Origin of the sequence: Paenibacillus sp. J14 (assembly GCF_000518465.1) — a bacterium.
GTDB lineage: Bacteria > Bacillota > Bacilli > Paenibacillales > Paenibacillaceae > Fontibacillus > Fontibacillus barengoltzii.
The window spans coordinates 38,968-56,049 of the sequence record NZ_JADQ01000022.1 but is presented as its reverse complement, the minus strand read 5'-3'; the positions used below and the strand labels follow the sequence as shown (position 1 = coordinate 56,049).

Here is a 17,082-nt window from a genome sequence, read left to right as displayed (position 1 = left end):
GAGTGATGCAGCATGCCGTATGAAACGAACCACATTATGATCCAAAAGGCAAAGCAAAGGCTTGCCAAACTACAGGAATTCATTTACCGCCCGATTGCCGGGTTGGAGGTTGAAGCTTGGGTGACGAAAGAGCCGGTCCCTTACGCCGAGCGAATGAGCGGCCGGCACATACGGCTTCATCCCGGTGATAAATGGGGAGAGCTGTGGGATTGCGCCTGGTTCCATTTTCAAGGAACCGTACCGGAAACGGCCGCTGGCCAAAAAGTCGTTCTGTTGATCGATATTAATGGAGAATTATGTCTCGTAGATGAAGCGGGAACCCCGCGGCAAGGCTTAACGAACGTTAGCTCCGAATTCGACTACAGCCTAGGTCGGCCGGGTAAGCGGGTGGTGGACGTGAGTACCGCCGCCCGAGGCGGGGAAACGATCAATCTGTGGGGAGACGGCGGCTGCAATGACCTTTTTGGACATTATCGCAGCGGAACGCTGAAGGAAGCGGACATCGCCATTTGCCATGAGGAAGCTCGGCAATTGGCTTACGATCTGGAAGTGCTCATCGAGCTGGTTGAGCAGCTGCCGGATTCCAGCGCCAGAAAAGCTCAGGTGCTGCAATCTGTCTATGAAGCAGCTCTTCAGCTGTCGGAGATCAATGATGAAACGGTACGCTTGGCGAAAGCGCATGTGGCCCGCGAACTGGCGAAGAAAGGCGGGGATCCTGTCCTGACGATCAGCGCTATTGGCCACGCGCATATCGATCTGGCCTGGCTGTGGCCGATTCGCGAGACGATTCGCAAGGGAGCCCGTACTTTTGCTACGGCGCTGCGGAACATGGAGAAGTATCCGAGTTACGTGTTTGGCGCAAGCCAGCCGCAGCTGTACCAGTGGATGAAGGAGTACTATCCGCAGCTGTACGCCGAAGTGAAGGAGCGGATCCGCGAAGGACGCTGGGAAGCGCAAGGCGCGATGTGGGTTGAACCGGACACGAACATCTCCGGTGGCGAAGCGCTAGTGCGGCAAATCCTGTATGGCAAGAGGTTCTTCCGGGAGGAGTTCGGCAAGGATATGAAGGTGTTGTGGTTGCCTGACGTGTTTGGATATACGGGCAGTCTGCCGCAGCTGCTGAAGAAGTCTGGTGTCGATTACATGATGACGCAGAAGCTCTCCTGGAGCACCTATAATACGCATCCGCACCACAGCTTCATGTGGGAAGGCATCGACGGGACGAAGGTGCTGACGCACCTACCGCCGGAGGATACCTATAACAGCCCGGCGGCTCCGCGGTCGCTGACCAAGATCGAACGGGACTATCTCGATCGGAACGTCTCGGAGCATGCGCTGATGCTGTTTGGAATCGGCGACGGCGGCGGCGGACCAGGGGAAGAGCACCTGGAGCGGCTTGAGCGAGAGGTGAACCTGCTGGGACTTCCGCCGGTCGTTCAGGAGCCGGCGATCGACTTCTTCAAGCGATTGGAACAAGAGGCTTCGCGATTCCAAACGTACCGCGGCGAATTGTATTTGGAGAAGCACCAAGGGACGTTAACGACACAAGCGCGCAACAAGTGGTATAACCGCAAGCTGGAAAAGGCGCTGCGTGAGCTTGAATTCGCGGCTTCGCTGCAGATTGCTCTAGGCGCAAGCCCGGCAGAGTACCCGGCGGCCCAGCTCGAGAAGATCTGGAAGGAAGTGCTCTTATATCAATTCCATGATATTTTGCCAGGATCCTCGATCACCCGGGTGTACGACGAGTCGTTAGAGCGCTACGCCAAGCTGCTGGAGGAAGTCCAAGCGATGATTACGGAAGCTTATGGACGAATCGCTGGCTTGTCCGGGGCTGCTGCCGGTGAACTTGTGCTGTTCAACTCCTTGCCTTGGGACCGTCAGGAATGGGTAGAGCTTGGCGGAAGCTGGAAGTACGTGCAGGTACCGGCGATGAGCTGGCGCAAGCTCACGGAGGCTGCAGTAGAACCAGCGGCTTCGGAACATGCATTCATTGCCGAGGACTTCCGGCTGGAGAATGAACGGCTTGCGGTTCGGTTTGCCGAGAACGGCAGCATCGTGTCGCTGTACGATAAAGCCGCCGGGCGGGAAGCGATTCAGCCGGGCGCTGAGGCTAACGTATTTACGGTTTACCATGATGACGGTGATGCCTGGGACTTCCCGCGCGACTATCGCGATACGATTGCCGGAACGATGACGCTGGAAAGCCGGCGCGCTTACGTCTCGGGGCCGCAGGCGGTGATCGAGCAAGTTTACCGCTTCGGGGAATCAACGTTAAAGCAAACGATCCGCTTGCTGCAAGGCGATGATGTACTGCGCTTCGAAACGGAAGCCGATTGGCGGGAAACCGGTAAAATGCTCCGGGTTGCTTTCCCGGTGGCAGTTGTCAGCGATCAGGTAAACTGCGAAATTCAGTTTGGAGTGTTAAAACGGGCAACAACGCGCAATAATGCGATCGAATTTGCCCGCGATGAAATTTGCGCTCACCATTACCTCGATCTGTCGCAGCCGGATTACGGCGTGGCGCTGCTCAATGACTGCAAATACGGGCACAGTGCAGAAGGCAACGTGCTGGATTTGAACTTGCTGCGCAGCCCGGGATATCCAGATCCGCAGGCCGATCGGGCGGAACATCGCTTCACTTATGCGCTGTATCCGCATGCGGGTGACTTTATCCAAGCCGGCGTATACCGCAAAGGTTATGAGCTGAACGTTCCGATTGCATCCGCTGCGGCCATCCCGGTGCCGCCTCAAGGCGGCGGGACGCCTCGCAGCAGTTCCTTGCACGGGAAGCCCTTCCTCACGATTGATCATCCTAACGTGATGATTGAAGCGGTGAAGAAGGCCGAGGACAGCGATCATCTGATCGTTCGTCTGTACGAAACGGCAGGAGCTGGAGCGGACGGTGAGCTAAGCTTTGGACCGGCTTGCCGGACCATTGAAGAAGTGAATCTGCTGGAGGAGCCGATGGGGCTGCTGGCCGAAAATACGGATCGGATTCGCTTGCAGTTTACGCCGTTTGAGATCAAATCGATTCGCATTCAGTTAGCTTAATGACGGATCGAGTGCAGCAGAGGTTTTAAGATAGCTGTAAATGAGGTTGGCTGTGAACGAACTCTAAGTTACAAAGGGAGGGCTTAGGAGTGACGGGAAGAGCAAGGGCGGAAGAACGGACCGGATTTCAGGAAAGCGGTGCTTATCATGCGGCCTACGATTTGCAGACGGATTTTGTGATGGTGTATGGCATTGGGGAAACGATGCCCCAGCGCATTCGCGAATGGGCGGAGCGGGGCTACCATGTGCATCTCATGACCGGAGTGTCCTGGGGCGGTTACCAGGACTATCTGAACGGCCAAGTTGACGGGCGCTCCCATTGGGACGAAGCCCAAAAGTATCAAGATGGCGAGACGATCATCCATGGAACCTCGGTAGATATTCCTTATATGGTACCAACCATCAGTTATGCAAATTTTCTTATCGAGCGAATTCGTCCGGCGGTGGATGCCGGGGTGGAGGCCATTCACCTGGAGGAACCGGAATTCTGGGTGGAGGGCGGATACTCGGAGGCGTTCAAACGCGAATGGCGCAATTACTATAACGAGCCTTGGCAACCGCCCCACACTTCGGAGGACGCGCAATACCGAGCGTCCAAGCTGAAGGCTTATCTGTACACGCGTTGTTTGGACCGCATCTGTTCGGCGTTGAAGGAATATTCGCTGGTCCGGTATAATCGACCGCTGCGTTTTTTTGTACCCACTCACAGCCTGATTAACTATACCCAATGGCGGATCGTCAGTCCGGAATCCCGGCTGCTCGATTTGCCGGCGATTGACGGTTATATCGCCCAAATCTGGACGGGGACGTCGCGCACAGCGAACGTATACGAAGGGAAACGGGCGGAGCGGACATTCGAGACGGCGTTCCTGGAATATGGTATCATGCAGGAACTGGTGCGCGGGACGCACCGCCGCATGTGGTTCCTGCACGATCCGATCGAGGACGATCCGACACGGACGTGGATCGATTACCGCGAGAACTACACGAAGACGTTGATCGCTTCGCTGTTGCACCCGGCGGTTTCCCGCTATGAGGTCGCCCCTTGGCCCCGCCGGATTTTTAAGGGGCAATATCCTTCCGCTGATGGCAACGGCAAAGAGGGAATTCCGACCGATTACGCGACAGTGCTGCTGAACGTGATGCATACGCTTGGCAATATGGATCAGGAAGAGGTCCAGGTGCACGGCAATACCGCTGTCACCGGCGTGCTCCTCGCCGATTCAGCCATGTTCCAGCGGAAACGGATTGGGACGCGAACGTCCGGCTTTATGCAGAAATACGACGGGACGAACGAGGTGGAGCTGAGCGATGAATCGGCGGTGGAACTGCTGAATTTCTCGCCTTTCTACGGGCTGACGCTTCCGCTCGTTAAGCATGGACTGCCGGTACGGCCAGTGCAGCTGGATAACGTTCGGCGGTTCCCGGGATATTTGGATGACTACCGCGTTTTGGTCCTAAGCTATGAGTTTATGAAGCCGGAGTACCCGGATTTGCATAACGCTTTGGCACAATGGGTGCGGGAAGGCGGAGCGCTGATATATGTTGGCGATGACAGCGATCCGTATCATCAGGTCCGGGAATGGTGGAACCAGGGGCGGCGGCGCTACGATTCACCCCGGGCCCATCTGTTCGAATGCCTCGGCTTGCCAAGCGCGACGGGAGCAGCGGCAGAAGGCGTCACCCGAGTTGGCGCCGGCCTGGTCAGTTATTTGCCGCTGCGACCAAACAAAATCGCGGAAAGTGCGGAGGCGGCGGAACGGTATCGCACCGCCGTACGGGAAGCGATGGAGCTGCTCGGCCGCGGAGAAGCATCTGCGGCGTCAGGCGCGTCAGGGGATTCATCTGCAGCGCAGACAGGGGCGGGAGGTTCCGCAGAAGGAAAGCCGGCTCCAACGTCAGCGGACGCGCTCCGTTGGGAACCAGTCAACTATTTTCATCTCCGCCGCGGTCCGTATGTGATCGCTTCCGTCATGACCGAGTCAGTCAGCGATGCGCCGCTGGAGCTCGAAGGACTTTTCGTTGACTTGCTTGATCCCGGTTTGCCGGTCAAAGAGCAAGTTGCGGTGCAACCCGGACACCAGGCCTTACTTTATGATTTAGCCTACCCCGGGCCGGACAGCCACAGCCTCGACTCTGAACCTGGCTTTAGAGTGATTGCCGCCTCCTCCCGGATTGAGGATTATCGCGAGGAGGAGAATGCCATTACGTTTACGGCTAAGGGGCCTCGTCCGCTGCAAGCCGTGGCGCGGATTCGCTGTGATGCGAAACCAACGGCGGTGACGGCAGAAGTGTTGGGACTGCAGCAGGAAGACGGCTCGGCTTCGGCGTCAAACGTCACTCTGCCGTTCGAATGGGACGCGAAGTCACACACGCTGCTGCTTCATTACGAGCACGGAGATGGAGGAACCCGCATCACCGTGACAAAATAGGAAACGAAATGGAACAGATAAAAACGATTGGACAAATCGCATGATCCAGATAGGAGGCAGATTTCGAATGAGTACAAAATTGCGTCCACCGGCAGTACCTTTGGTTACTATTGATCCCTTTTTCAGCGTCTGGTCGATGGCGGATTCATTAACCGACGATTTCACCCGCCATTGGACCGGGCGTCGGCAAGCGTTCACCGGCTTGGCTTATATCGACGGCGTAGCCTGGCGGTTTGCCGGACGCGTTGAATCTAACCCGGAACGGTATTATACAGAGCCGGAGGCGATGAACCAAACTGGACTTGAAGTCACACCGCTCTCCACCCGCTATCAGTTCGAGGCCGGAGGCGTTGGGCTGGACGTGACTTTTACGAGTCCGCTGCTGCCGGACGATCTGGAGCTGCTGTCGCGGCCGGCTTCCTATGTCGCGTTCCGCGTGCATTCCCTTGACGGAAAGCCCCACCAAGTGCGGGTCTATGTCGACGTAACCGGGGAATGGTGCGTTAATGAAACCGATCAGGCGATCACTTGGCAACAAGACGTGCAGGGAGACCTCACCGTGCTGCAGGTTCGTCATGTTGAGCAGAACCCGCTTCATCGCTCGGGTGATGACCAGCGCATCGATTGGGGCACCTTCATGCTGGCCGTCAAGCAGGCATCGGATGTCGAAACCTATCTGGATCGGGCACAGATTCGCAAGCAATTCGTTCGCGAAGGTGAGGTTCGTCTTCAGGAAGGCGCGGCTCCGCTATCCCAACCACAGCCCGTTCGCGAGGCTGAGCTTGTGATGGCTTCGGTATGGAATGCCGGTGAAGTCAGCGGAACGGATGAGAAGACGCATCTCCTCGTTCTTGCTTATGATGACGTGTATGCGATTGAGTATTTTGGTCAGCCTTTGGAGGCGTATTGGAGAAAAGACGGAAAAACCTTCCCGACTTTGCTCCACGAAGCGTTCCGGGATTATTCGGATGTTCTTGCCCGCTGCGATTCTTTTGATGCCAAGCTTCGCGAGGACGCAATCCGTGCCGGCGGGGAGAAATATGCCGATGTCCTGTCCTTATCCTACCGACAGGCGATTGCAGCACACAAACTGGTTCTGGATCCTGACGGACAGGTGCTGTTCATGTCGAAGGAATGCTTCAGTAACGGCTGTATAGCGACGGTGGACGTGAGCTATCCTTCGATTCCGCTGTTCTTGCTGTACCAGCCTGAGCTGGTTCGCGGTATGATGCGCCCAATCTTCAAATACGCTGCCAGCGACGCCTGGACATTTGAATTTGCCCCGCATGACGTAGGTCAATATCCGCTGGCTAACGGTCAGGTATACGGCGAGAATAAGCTCGAAGGGCAAATGCCGGTGGAAGAGTGCGGCAATATGTTGGTCATGGCGGCCGCAGTTACGCTGGCTGACGGGAATACGAGCTTCGTCGAGGAACATCGAGAGTTGCTCGCCCAATGGGCCAACTATCTGTTGAAGCATGGGCTGGACCCGGAACATCAATTATGTACCGACGATTTCGCCGGACATTTAGCGCGCAATGCGAACCTGTCGGCGAAAGCCGTGATGGGCGTTGCCAGCTATGGGCTGTTATGCGAACTGCTGGGCGATCAGGAACAAGCGGAGCGTTACCGCAAAGCCTCTGCCGAAATGGCGCGCCAGTGGGAAGTGCTCGCCGCCGATCCGAGCGATGAGAACCATACACTGCTCGCCTTTGGTCAGCCGGGGACCTGGAGTCTAAAATATAACCTCGTCTGGGACGGCATCTTCGGAACTGGCTTGTTCAATCAGGAAATCATCCGCCGTGAAGTGGCATGGTATCAGAAGAAACAGGAACGGTATGGCACACCGCTGGATAATCGAGCAGCCTATACGAAGGCCGATTGGCTCGTCTGGGCCGGGACGCTCGCGGAAACGCGCGAAGACTTCCAGCGGATCGTTGAGCCGCTCTGGGTATTCCTGAACGAGACGCCGGACCGCGTACCGTTCACGGATTGGTACGACACGAAGACGGCGCGGCAGATTGGCTTCCAACATCGGACGGTAGTTGGCGGCTTGTTCATCAAGCTGCTGAAGGATCGCGGATGGGATCGTGCGTAAAATCTGAATTGATCCGTAGTTTCATATACACTCCGCAGAAATCGCCGCATTTGGCGATTTCTGTTCGTTTTTTCATATCAATTGAATTATGATATTCTGAAAGAGTACTTATCCGAAAGGAGTGTTCAGCTTGGGTCATATCATTCCAGAAATTACGCTAAATGACGGTTTGAAACTGCCGGTAGTCGGGCTCGGAACCTACACGCTCCGCGGCAGCGAAGGCGTGCAGTCGATTGTACATGCGATCCACTCCGGTTATCGTTTGCTAGATTCCGCGTATAACTACGAGAACGAGGGAACGGTAGGTGAGGCGGTAAGGCGTTCTGCCGTGCCGAGGGAAGAGCTGATCATCACCTCCAAACTGCCCGGGCGTTACCACACCTACGATAAAGCGGTCAAAGCGATTCAGGAATCGCTGTACCGGGCACAGCTCGACTACTACGATCTGTATCTGATTCATTGGCCTAATCCGAAGCAAGGGCATTATGTGGAAGCGTGGCAAGCTCTCATCGACGCCCAAAAATGGGGACTGATCCGTTCTATCGGTGTCAGCAATTTCTTGCCGGACCATCTGGACCGCCTCATCGAGCAAACGGGCGTGACGCCAAGCGTTAACCAAATTGAGCTGCATCCGTTCTATAATCAGGCCGAGCAGCGCAAATATCATGCAGAGCATGGAATCGTCACGGAATCCTGGAGCCCGTTGGCCCATGGCAATGAGGTGCTGCAGCACGAGACGCTCCAGCAAATCGCGAAGCGGCACGGCAAGTCGGTGTCTCAAATTATTTTGCGTTGGCATCACCAGCTGGGCGCTGTATCCATCCCGAAATCGGCCTCTGCGGCTCGGCAAATCGAGAACCTCTCGATCTTCGACTTTGCGCTAGACGAGGAAGAAATGAAGCAGATCAACGGCTTGTCCCGTCCAGACGGGCGGATTCGAAACCAGGATCCTGCCGTTTACGAAGAATTTTAAATTGGGCCCACGATAGAAAATAAAGAGCCGCAGGATTTACTCCTGCGGCTCATTACGTTTATTTCCTTGGAAGAAACGTAATTTCACTCTCGCGGTCACATTGATGAACGATAGAAATCAAGCGGGACCGCTCCAGCCGATGGCAGTGGATTTCCAAAATGCCCATCCCTTCCTCGTCCCCAGTTACTTCGGGATCCAGCCGATAAACAGCCGAACGGTTCAGGTATCGCAACAGTTCCCTCTGGATCGCAGCACAATGGCGACTTTTAATTCGTACCGTTTGGGTGAAAATCCCGCCTTGGACCAGAAGCTTGACGGCTTCAAAGGCGGACAGGTAGGCGATCACCGAATAGAGGGCCTGGAGAAAGCCGAAATGAAAGCCCGCACCAATCAGGATTAGGCAGTTCAGCATCAGCAAAATCCGCTCAGGGGACAATCTGCCATATTGAAGTTGGTTCACGGCTTTCTCCGCAATATCCAATGCCCCTCCAAAACGCAGGGCTAAACCCAGCCCAATTCCCAAGGATAATCCCCCGATCAACGCCGCCAGGAGCGGCTCGTCGATCAGGGAAGGATAAGGATGGAGCACAAGCGTCCCCAATGAAAATACCAATACGCCAAGCACTGTGAAGATCCCGTAGGACCAGTGGATATTTTTCCGATAAAGAAAGAGCAAGGGCAGATTCAGCAAGAACAAGAACAATCCAAGCCGCATCTCCGTCTTTAACGCCAACAATGCGGATAATCCGGTCATTCCTCCAACGACAATGCTATGGGGCATCAGGAACAGCTCTAAGCCGACCGATGCAAGCAATGCGCCGGCGATGACGCCGGCAGCATGGCCAAACGTCGGAATTAGTGTCTTGAAGCCGCCGCGGGTCTTCCGGGAGGAATGAATTCTTAACTGGTGTTTCAAACCGACCCCTCCTTACTGGATAAACCCATCATCAAGGGCAGGCGGTTCTTATACCAAGCAACGGATAGATCGCGGACAGTAGACCATTTCCTCGCCGCGATCCGGGTGAAGGACAAACCGCCTTCAGCATGAGATGATCCAATGAATTATTTTCCGCTCAATAGGATCTGTCTGATTTGTTGTTGATGGAGCCGTTCGCCAAGCACGACCACCGTTGCCTCGGAGGTCAGCATCAGATCAGGTCCGGGATTGATGTGTTTCTTGTGGTTCTTCTCGATTACGGCGATGATCGTCGCTCCAGAACGCTGACGAATTTTCAACTCGCCGATGGTTTTGCCAATCGCTTTATAGTTCGAATCTAATTTATACCACTCAATGATCAGATCGCCTAAAGCCACTTCAATGTTCTCCATTGCTGTTGGCTTATATGTCGCACCGCTAATAATGGCAGAGATATATCTCGCCTCATCGTCATCCAAAGTGACCATGGAAACGCTGTTGTCTGGATCATCTTCATCGAAATGAGATAATTCGCGCCGTCCATCATTATGAATAACGATCGAGAGTTTGTCGCCGCTGCGGGCCTGGACCACGAATTGTTTACCGATTCCGGGCAGATCTGTTTCTTTGAGATTCATTTGAGTCAAGCCTCCAGTTTTTAAAGTCATTTTTCCATTTTGGGTAATACCAAATAAGCCTCATGCGATTTCGTTTGAAAAAACGTGAAAGTCCTGCAGGAGACTGGATCAAAAAAACGATACAACTTCGGTTAAGCCACGAACATGCTCGTAAATTTGATGGGCATAAGCAGACGCCGCTTTAACAGCAGGCAGAATAACGGTCGGAAACACGCCCATGGCGCCAGCAGCATAAAGCTGATCAAGGCCGGGACGGTATCCAGTTGATGCGGGGTTCTGTCGATAAACAGCTTGCCGTAAGACGGTGTACTATTGAGGCGAAGTGATACCTTGTGCTGCACATGGCCATAATCGGTCTCTAGCGTCTCTTCCCCGCGGGACTCTGCATGAACGGGGGATGAAATAAAGGAAGGGAGGGACAACGCCAGGACCAACGTCAATACCACCACAGCTAACCAACGAAGCCTTAGTTGTTGCGTTGTCATGCGTCATCCCTCCCCTCGACATCTATTTACTTACTATTAAGGATAGCATATCGACGTCATTCTTTCCAAAGAAAGAGTGGACTTGGATGGACCTCTATTAGATTAGGAAATACCGAATCAGAATATACGCGCTTGCGAAGATGATCGACAGAATCATCAGCAGGAAGCCATATTTCATGTAGCGGACAAATGTAATTGGCTCCCCTTCCTTGGCAGACATGCCTGCAGCAATCAAATTGGCGCTGGCCCCGATCAGGGTTCCGTTGCCGCCAAGACATGCACCCAGGGCCAGACTCCACCACAGCGGCTGCAAGTTGCTGATTCCCATCGCGCCCATGTCCTGAATCATTGGAATCATCGTAGCGACGAACGGAATATTATCCAGGAAGGAAGAGGCGATCGCGCTTAGCCAGAGAATCAACATGGAAGTTGTGAGCGGGTCTCCTCCGGTTAAGTCGATGGACCATTCCGCTAACCGCTTGATCGTACCGGTGTCAATCAAACCGCCGACCAGGACGAACAATCCAATAAAGAAGAAGATGGTTGGCCATTCGACGGAACGGAACGCTCTCTCCATCACGTGCTCGCCTGTGAGCAGCAACAACAGGAAGGCTCCAGCGAGCGCCACGGTCGCCGATTCCAGATGGAATGTCTGGTGCAGGAAGAAGCCAAGCAGCGTCAAGCCCAAAATGATTAGACATTTAATCAGCAGCTTCTTATCCGTAATCAAGCCGTCCAAGCTGATGTTCATGATGTTCTTCTGATTCTCCGGCGTGGACTGGATTTGCTTCCGGAAGATCAGCACAAGAAGCGGCAGGGTAACAGCCAGGACCACGACCACGAGGGGCGCCAAGTGCTGCAGGAAAGCGATGAAGGTCAATTCCTTGACGGCGCTGCCGATCATAATATTAGGCGGATCCCCGATTAATGTGGCCGTTCCTCCGATATTTGAGGCTATGACCATCGAGAAGATGAAAGGAAATGCCTTGACCTTCAACTGCCGGGTAATGCTAAAGGCAACCGGTACCATCAGAATAATTGTGGTTACATTGTCCAAAAATGCGGAAGCAACCGCTGTAATTAACGCCAGGAGCCATAGGATGGTCACGGGTTTCCCTTTGGCGATCCGAGCCGTCCAAATCCCGATATATTTGAATAACCCTGTTTCTGCCGTGGTGTTCACGATGATCATCATACCGATCAAGAGACCTAGCGTATTAAAATCGATGTGATGAATCGCAGACTCCTGATCCACGATGCCGAGGATGATCATCAGAACGGCACCGACCATTGCCAGCAGCGTCCGATGGATTTTCTCCGAAATGATGAGTGCATAAGTTAGTAGAAAAATGACGATGGCCCAAATTGCTTGTTGCTCCATATGAACTCTCCTCTCCATGATGCGTAACCTGAGGTAACTTTAGCTTGCCATGCTGGGGCTGAATTATGCCATTCCCGGTCAAAAAAAGGCAAAAAGAGCCCGCAAAATGGCAGGCTCCTCCGCTAACTCTCATTTTCTATTGTTTAGTCATGCTGAGTTCATTATAGACTGACTTGTTTGGATTGTAAAGCACTTGCAGAGAAACTCTCCCTTCCCCCGTAAACCCTCAGGCTGAGCGTATCCTCGACTTAGGTCTAGGGTGAAAAACCGTCCCCAGTCCGTTTTGGATAACCCGTAATCATCCTAGAATAGAGACATAAGGTTGATCAAATGAGAGGCGGTGAAATTTTCAATGAGAACCAATCGACCGAATGTATTCGCTTTTGTACTGATTGCCCTCGGAGCACTGATTCTGCTGGGCAAATTAACTCCTTTCCTGGGCAGCCTGTTCGGACTGGTGATTGCGATTGTCATGATCGGTCTCGGCTATTACGGGATTCGACGGGGGAACGCCTTCTTCGGATGGCTGGTGTTGATTTTCGGGGTCATTTCCTTGATCTCCAAGCTGGCCTGGCTGATCGTTCCGCTCTTAGGTATTGGATTAATCGTTTACGGTATCTCTTCCTTAAGAGGCAAACGGAGTTACTGATTGATTAAATACATGCAGATGAACTTGAATGTGAACCGAAAGGTTAGGAGGGAAGGATGTCATGAGTGTATTTCGTCGAGTACGAGATATTACGGTAGCTACTCTAAATGAGAAGTTGGAACAATCGCAGGATCCGGTTCGCTTGATCGACCAATTTCTGATAGAAACGCGTCAGGAAATTGCGGAAGCCGAGAAGCTTCATTATCAATACAGCGGACATGCGAAGCAATTGAAGCAGCAGGTCGATCAAGCCAAGGTGATGCGCGACAAACGTGAGGAACAAGCGCTGCTTGCTTTGAAAGCAGGCGAGGAGCACTTGGCGAAGCTGGCCCTGCAGGAGAAGATGCTGTACGAGGAAAAGGTTGAGCAATACACCGAGCTGTACACGCAAAGCATGGAATCGCTGCAGGAGCTTGAAGCTCAACTCAACGAATTGAAGACCGAATATCAAGTCGTATACAACAAACGGCAGTACTACTACGCAAGAATGGAGACGCTTCGTTTACAGCAGCGGATGAACCAGCGGATGAACGGTTACGGCATGCAGGATGTGCCGAAGATGTTCCATCGCTTGGAGGACCGGGTATCCGATATGGAATGGGAAGCCCGCAGCCTGCGCGAATTGCGGAGAGCGGGTTCGGATTTCTTGAACCAAGCCGGCTCCGCCGTTCAATCAACTCTGGAACAGGAGCTCTCCCGCTTGAAGCAGAAGCTAAATAACCAGCGAGAGGAGTAAGAATCGATGGGAAGACCCTTATACCGATCCAGACGAGATCGCTGGATCAGCGGTTTGATCGGAGGGCTCGGAGAATATTTCGGAATTAACGTCGGTGTGCTCCGGTTGATCGCTTTTCTCAGCATATTTTTTACCGGCGGGACAACGATCTTCATCTACTTCATCGCTACCCTGGTAATATCCAAGGAGCCCTATCAGCCTCACGATCCGTACTATCATGGCGGATGGCCGGGCAACGGCCCGCATCCGGGTTACGGCGGTAAACGCCGGGACTTCTACGAGGATCAGCGCTTTGGTCCCCGTCCACCGTACGGTAATCCAACCGGTAATACTTACGGAACCCAGCCGCCGCAATACGGTGCAGGTGCTTCGGGAGCTGGCTTCCAGTCCGCTCCGGGTGCATCGAGTCTGGATTCCATGATGGAAGATATTGAGAAGAAAGCCTTGAAAAAAGAGTTGGAAGAGCTGCGCAAGAAGCTCTCCGAATACGAGAAGGGAGAAGTGTAAACGATGGGAGTATTCAAAAGAATTAAAGATATTACGAAAGCGTCTGTAAATGATTTGCTGGATAAGGTGGAAGACCCGATTGTCATGCTGAACCAATACCTGCGCGATATGGAGGCTGAAATTCGCGACGCCGAAGTGACTGTTGCGAAGCAAATGGCCAACGAGCGCCGGATGAAGCAACGTCTGGATGAAGCGATCCGTATCTCTGCACAACGGGAGGCTCAAGCTGAGCTGGCCCTCCGCAATGGGCAGGAGGAAGTTGCCCGCAAAATGCTGGAGGAGAAAATCCATTACGACCAGAAGCAAACGGAATTCGCCGAGCTGCACGCGCAAGCTGAAGCACATGCTGCCGAGCTCAAACAGCAGCTGCACGATATGAAAGACGAGTTCTATAAACTGCGCAACAAACGGAACGAGCTGGTAAGCCGTGCGCAAATGGCGAAAGCCAGAAAGCAAATGTCGCAAATCAGCACGCTGCATACGATCGAAAGCGGCAACGCTTCACTCGGATTCCACCGGATGGAAGAGAAGATCATGCAACTGGAAGCAGAAGCCGAAGTTGCGGGCATGGTTTATCGTGGATCCTCGTCTTCCCCTTACATCAGCCCGGCCGATGCCGAGAAGCAGTTGAAAGTGGATGCGCAGCTTGAAGCGCTGAAAGCAAAATTGAACCCGTCCGCAGCTCGCGAAGAAGACAAGGAATAGCTACACGTCCGCTGGACATTGTGATATTCTAAATACTGGTGAAGCCATACGGTATGGGAGGCCATGCCGTTATGGCTTTTTACAACTCTATGAACCTGCTGGGAGGTGCGGCACATGGATACAAGGAAAAGGTTCTTAGCCATCGGCTTAATCGGATTTGGCTTACTGTTGATTTTCGGGAAATGGCTGAGTTTCTTTACCATTGTCGCCCTCTTTTTGCTCGGGTTCGGTATATATAAAATCCGGCAGGGGGAACAGGTCAAGACCGGCTATATCTTAATGGCGATCGGCGGCGGACTCATTCTGCTGGATCATTTCATGCTGATCTTGGCGATTCTGATGATCTCGCTGGGGTACTACTACGCGAAAGTTCGCAAAACCCAACCGCAAGGCAATTACGTGCAGAAGCAAAACATCACCTCCAGCGTCCGTTGGGATCGCGATCCGTGGAACTTGCGGAACACAAGCATGTGGCATGTGCTTGGCGAGCTTGACATCGATTTATCGCTGGCGATGATGGAAGGCGGGCATAACGTCCTCATGTTTCAAGGGATTGTCGGGGATGTGGATTTAGTGATTCCGGAAGATTACGGCGTGGAGATCGAAGCGTTTGTCCTGTTCGGGCAAATCGATTTCAGCCACGATAAAGAGACGGGCATGCTCAATCGGCTGTATTGGAAGTCGCCGAATTACGAGACCCGTGACCAAAAAGTGAAAATCATCATTTCCTATCTTGTAGGAGATGTCGATATACGATTACTTTAAGACAGGAGGAAACGTCCCGCATGAAATCGAAAAAGCCAAGCAACATGGTCTCCCGCAGCATGCGCGGAGGGATTCTCCTGTCTATTATTACGATGGCAGCCACCATTTATGTGATGTATACATATGGGTACTTTCAGCCTCAACCGTCCTGGGCGACGGCCATAAAAGCCGGCACGATGCTGCTCTCACTGCTTCTTATCATCGGCGCAGCTCACGGGTTCTTTCTAGGGTATCGCCCCAAACGACAGATTGACGGTTTGCGTGAAGCTTTGTTGCAATGGGAGAAGGGCAATCAGACTGGGAGCGTACCTAAGCTTGGCGAAGACGAACTGGGCCGACTGGCAGAGCAGCTGGAACGGATCGGCAAACGCTGGGAGGAGCAGGTGTCCTCGCTCCAGCGGTTGTCCACGCACAACGCCCAGTTGGCCGAGCAGGCCCGGGTATCGGCGATTGTGGAGGAGCGGCAGCGGCTGGCCCGGGAATTGCATGACGCCGTATCCCAGCAACTGTTCGCTATCTCGATGACGGCTACGGCCGTGGGGCGTACGCTGGAGAAGGATTTTGATAAAGCGCAGCGCCAGGTCGAGCTCATTGAGGAGATGGCTTCGGTGGCGCAGTCCGAAATGCGCGCGCTGCTGTTGCATTTGCGTCCGGTCTATCTCGAAGGCAAGGAATTGTCGCAGGGCTTAAGCGATTTGGTTAAAGAGCTGAAGACGAAGGTGCCGATGGATTTAACCTTGGAGATCGACGAGGATTTGAATTTAGGCAAAGGAATTGAAAACCATCTGTTCCGCATCATCCAGGAAGCGATGTCCAATACGCTGCGCCACGCCAAGGCGGACAAGATGGAGATACGAATTCACCGCCGAGGCGAGGCGGTCAAGGTGACGCTGCGCGACAACGGGATCGGCTTCGAGTTGGATGACAAGAAGCAAGCATCCTACGGCTTGTCAACGATGCAGGAACGCATTCACGAGATCGGCGGATCGATTCAATTTATCACTGCGCCCGGTAAAGGGACGCGCATTGAGATATCCGTTCCACTAATTCATGAAGAAAGCGGGGATGAGGGCAGTCATGGAGATGGAAGACAAGGAGATTAAAGTACTGCTTGTGGATGATCATGAGATGGTCAGAATTGGTCTGGCGGCGGTGCTGGGCACGGAAGAAGGAATCGAGGTCGTTGGCGAGGCCAGCAGCGGCGAGGAAGGAATTCGCCTGGCGCAGGAGTACCGGCCCGATGTCGTGCTGATGGACTTGGTGATGGAAGGCATGGACGGCATCGAAGCGACTCGTCAGCTGCTTGCGTTGCATCCGGACTGTAAAGTCATCGTGCTCACCAGCTATCTTGATGACGAGAAGATGTATCCCGTGATCGAAGCCGGGGCGTTCAGCTATTTGTTGAAGACGTCACGCGCATCCGAGATCGCCGAGGCAATACGTGCTGCGGCCCGCGGTCAATCGGTATTGGAGTCACAGGTTGCTTCCAAGATGATGAATCGGTTCCGCCAACCCAAGGTGGAGGCACCGGCTCACGAAGAGCTGACAGAACGCGAAATGGACGTTCTGCGTTTGCTGGCTCAAGGAAAATCCAATCAGGATATCGCCGACGAGCTGATCATCGGGATTAAGACGGTGAAGTTCCATGTCACTAATATTTTGGCGAAGCTTGGCGTCGAGGACCGCACGCAGGCGGCCATTTACGCATACAAAAACGGGTTGGCGGAGTGAATCTCTGCCGACCCG

General features: G+C 53.6%; 15 protein-coding genes. 11 read left to right on the top strand and 4 right to left on the bottom strand.

The annotated features are described in order from the left end of the window. Positions 1-12 precede the first annotated feature (12 nt). From M891_RS0110610 to M891_RS0110595, 4 genes are all read left to right on the top strand, one after another. Positions 13-3,051, top strand: coding sequence for an alpha-mannosidase (locus M891_RS0110610; protein ID WP_036700047.1), 3,039 nt, complete (start codon positions 13-15; stop codon positions 3,049-3,051). A gap of 89 nt (positions 3,052-3,140) precedes the next feature. After that, positions 3,141-5,483: a hypothetical protein gene (locus tag M891_RS0110605; RefSeq protein WP_028538817.1), complete on the top strand. Its 2,343-nt coding sequence runs from the start codon at positions 3,141-3,143 to the stop codon at positions 5,481-5,483. Positions 5,484-5,550: 67 nt separating this feature from the next. Continuing rightward, positions 5,551-7,581 (top strand): glutaminase family protein, encoded by a 2,031-nt coding sequence (locus M891_RS0110600; protein WP_028538816.1) that lies wholly within the window; start codon positions 5,551-5,553, stop codon positions 7,579-7,581. Between the two features lie 130 nt (positions 7,582-7,711). Continuing rightward, positions 7,712-8,554, top strand: a complete 843-nt coding sequence (locus M891_RS0110595) for an aldo/keto reductase (protein WP_028538815.1) — start codon at positions 7,712-7,714, stop codon at positions 8,552-8,554. A 58-nt stretch (positions 8,555-8,612) separates the two neighbouring features. Here M891_RS0110595 and M891_RS23710 read toward each other — a convergent pair whose 3' ends face one another. The 4 genes from M891_RS23710 to M891_RS0110575 all read right to left on the bottom strand — a co-directional run bounded on the left by M891_RS23710 (position 8,613) and on the right by M891_RS0110575 (position 11,974). Next, entirely contained in the window at positions 8,613-9,470 is an 858-nt protein-coding gene (locus M891_RS23710; RefSeq protein WP_051416912.1) for a YitT family protein, read from the bottom strand. A 146-nt stretch (positions 9,471-9,616) separates the two neighbouring features. Further along, positions 9,617-10,108 carry a cation:proton antiporter regulatory subunit gene (locus M891_RS0110585; protein WP_009224701.1) on the bottom strand — a complete coding sequence of 164 codons (492 nt, stop codon included), beginning with the start codon at positions 10,106-10,108 and terminating at the stop codon, positions 9,617-9,619. A 131-nt stretch (positions 10,109-10,239) separates the two neighbouring features. Then, complete coding sequence (locus M891_RS0110580; RefSeq protein WP_028538814.1) at positions 10,240-10,593, bottom strand: hypothetical protein; 354 nt, start codon at positions 10,591-10,593, stop codon at positions 10,240-10,242. Between the two features lie 97 nt (positions 10,594-10,690). Further along, on the bottom strand, positions 10,691-11,974 hold the full coding sequence (locus M891_RS0110575; RefSeq protein WP_028538813.1) for an ArsB/NhaD family transporter: 1,284 nt from the start codon (positions 11,972-11,974) through the stop codon (positions 10,691-10,693). Positions 11,975-12,326: 352 nt separating this feature from the next. Between M891_RS0110575 and M891_RS0110570 the strand changes: the two genes are divergently transcribed. From M891_RS0110570 to M891_RS0110540, 7 genes are all read left to right on the top strand, one after another. Further along, a complete protein-coding gene (locus M891_RS0110570; RefSeq protein ID WP_016310891.1) occupies positions 12,327-12,623 on the top strand; it encodes a hypothetical protein in 297 nt (98 codons plus the stop codon). Positions 12,624-12,684: 61 nt separating this feature from the next. Next, on the top strand, positions 12,685-13,359 hold the full coding sequence (locus M891_RS0110565; RefSeq protein WP_009224714.1) for a PspA/IM30 family protein: 675 nt from the start codon (positions 12,685-12,687) through the stop codon (positions 13,357-13,359). 6 nt (positions 13,360-13,365) lie between these two features. Further along, positions 13,366-13,866, top strand: coding sequence for a PspC domain-containing protein (locus M891_RS0110560; RefSeq protein WP_028538812.1), 501 nt, complete (start codon positions 13,366-13,368; stop codon positions 13,864-13,866). Positions 13,867-13,869: 3 nt separating this feature from the next. Further along, on the top strand, positions 13,870-14,571 hold the full coding sequence (locus M891_RS0110555; protein WP_016310893.1) for a PspA/IM30 family protein: 702 nt from the start codon (positions 13,870-13,872) through the stop codon (positions 14,569-14,571). 114 nt (positions 14,572-14,685) lie between these two features. Further along, entirely contained in the window at positions 14,686-15,336 is a 651-nt protein-coding gene (liaF, locus tag M891_RS0110550; protein WP_028538811.1) for a cell wall-active antibiotics response protein LiaF, read from the top strand. 20 nt (positions 15,337-15,356) lie between these two features. Beyond that, positions 15,357-16,439: a sensor histidine kinase gene (locus M891_RS0110545; protein WP_016310895.1), complete on the top strand. Its 1,083-nt coding sequence runs from the start codon at positions 15,357-15,359 to the stop codon at positions 16,437-16,439. After that, positions 16,414-17,067: a response regulator transcription factor gene (locus M891_RS0110540; RefSeq protein WP_028538810.1), complete on the top strand. Its 654-nt coding sequence runs from the start codon at positions 16,414-16,416 to the stop codon at positions 17,065-17,067. Before M891_RS0110545 ends, M891_RS0110540 begins: the two co-directional genes overlap by 26 nt. Positions 17,068-17,082: the final 15 nt, after the last annotated feature.

Bases quoted from the DNA above. Each gene is read 5' to 3' on its own strand.
- M891_RS0110610 (WP_036700047.1), top strand. From the start codon at position 13: ATGCCGTATGAAACGAACCACATTATGATCCAAAAGGCAAAGCAAAGG.
- M891_RS0110600 (WP_028538816.1), top strand. From the start codon at position 5,551: ATGAGTACAAAATTGCGTCCACCGGCAGTACCTTTGGTTACTATTGAT.
- M891_RS0110585 (WP_009224701.1), bottom strand. From the start codon at position 10,108: ATGAATCTCAAAGAAACAGATCTGCCCGGAATCGGTAAACAATTCGTG.
- M891_RS0110580 (WP_028538814.1), bottom strand. From the start codon at position 10,593: ATGACAACGCAACAACTAAGGCTTCGTTGGTTAGCTGTGGTGGTATTG.
- M891_RS0110575 (WP_028538813.1), bottom strand. From the start codon at position 11,974: ATGGAGCAACAAGCAATTTGGGCCATCGTCATTTTTCTACTAACTTAT.
- M891_RS0110570 (WP_016310891.1), top strand. From the start codon at position 12,327: ATGAGAACCAATCGACCGAATGTATTCGCTTTTGTACTGATTGCCCTC.
- M891_RS0110565 (WP_009224714.1), top strand. From the start codon at position 12,685: ATGAGTGTATTTCGTCGAGTACGAGATATTACGGTAGCTACTCTAAAT.
- M891_RS0110560 (WP_028538812.1), top strand. From the start codon at position 13,366: ATGGGAAGACCCTTATACCGATCCAGACGAGATCGCTGGATCAGCGGT.
- M891_RS0110555 (WP_016310893.1), top strand. From the start codon at position 13,870: ATGGGAGTATTCAAAAGAATTAAAGATATTACGAAAGCGTCTGTAAAT.
- liaF (WP_028538811.1), top strand. From the start codon at position 14,686: ATGGATACAAGGAAAAGGTTCTTAGCCATCGGCTTAATCGGATTTGGC.
- M891_RS0110545 (WP_016310895.1), top strand. From the start codon at position 15,357: ATGAAATCGAAAAAGCCAAGCAACATGGTCTCCCGCAGCATGCGCGGA.
- M891_RS0110540 (WP_028538810.1), top strand. From the start codon at position 16,414: ATGGAGATGGAAGACAAGGAGATTAAAGTACTGCTTGTGGATGATCAT.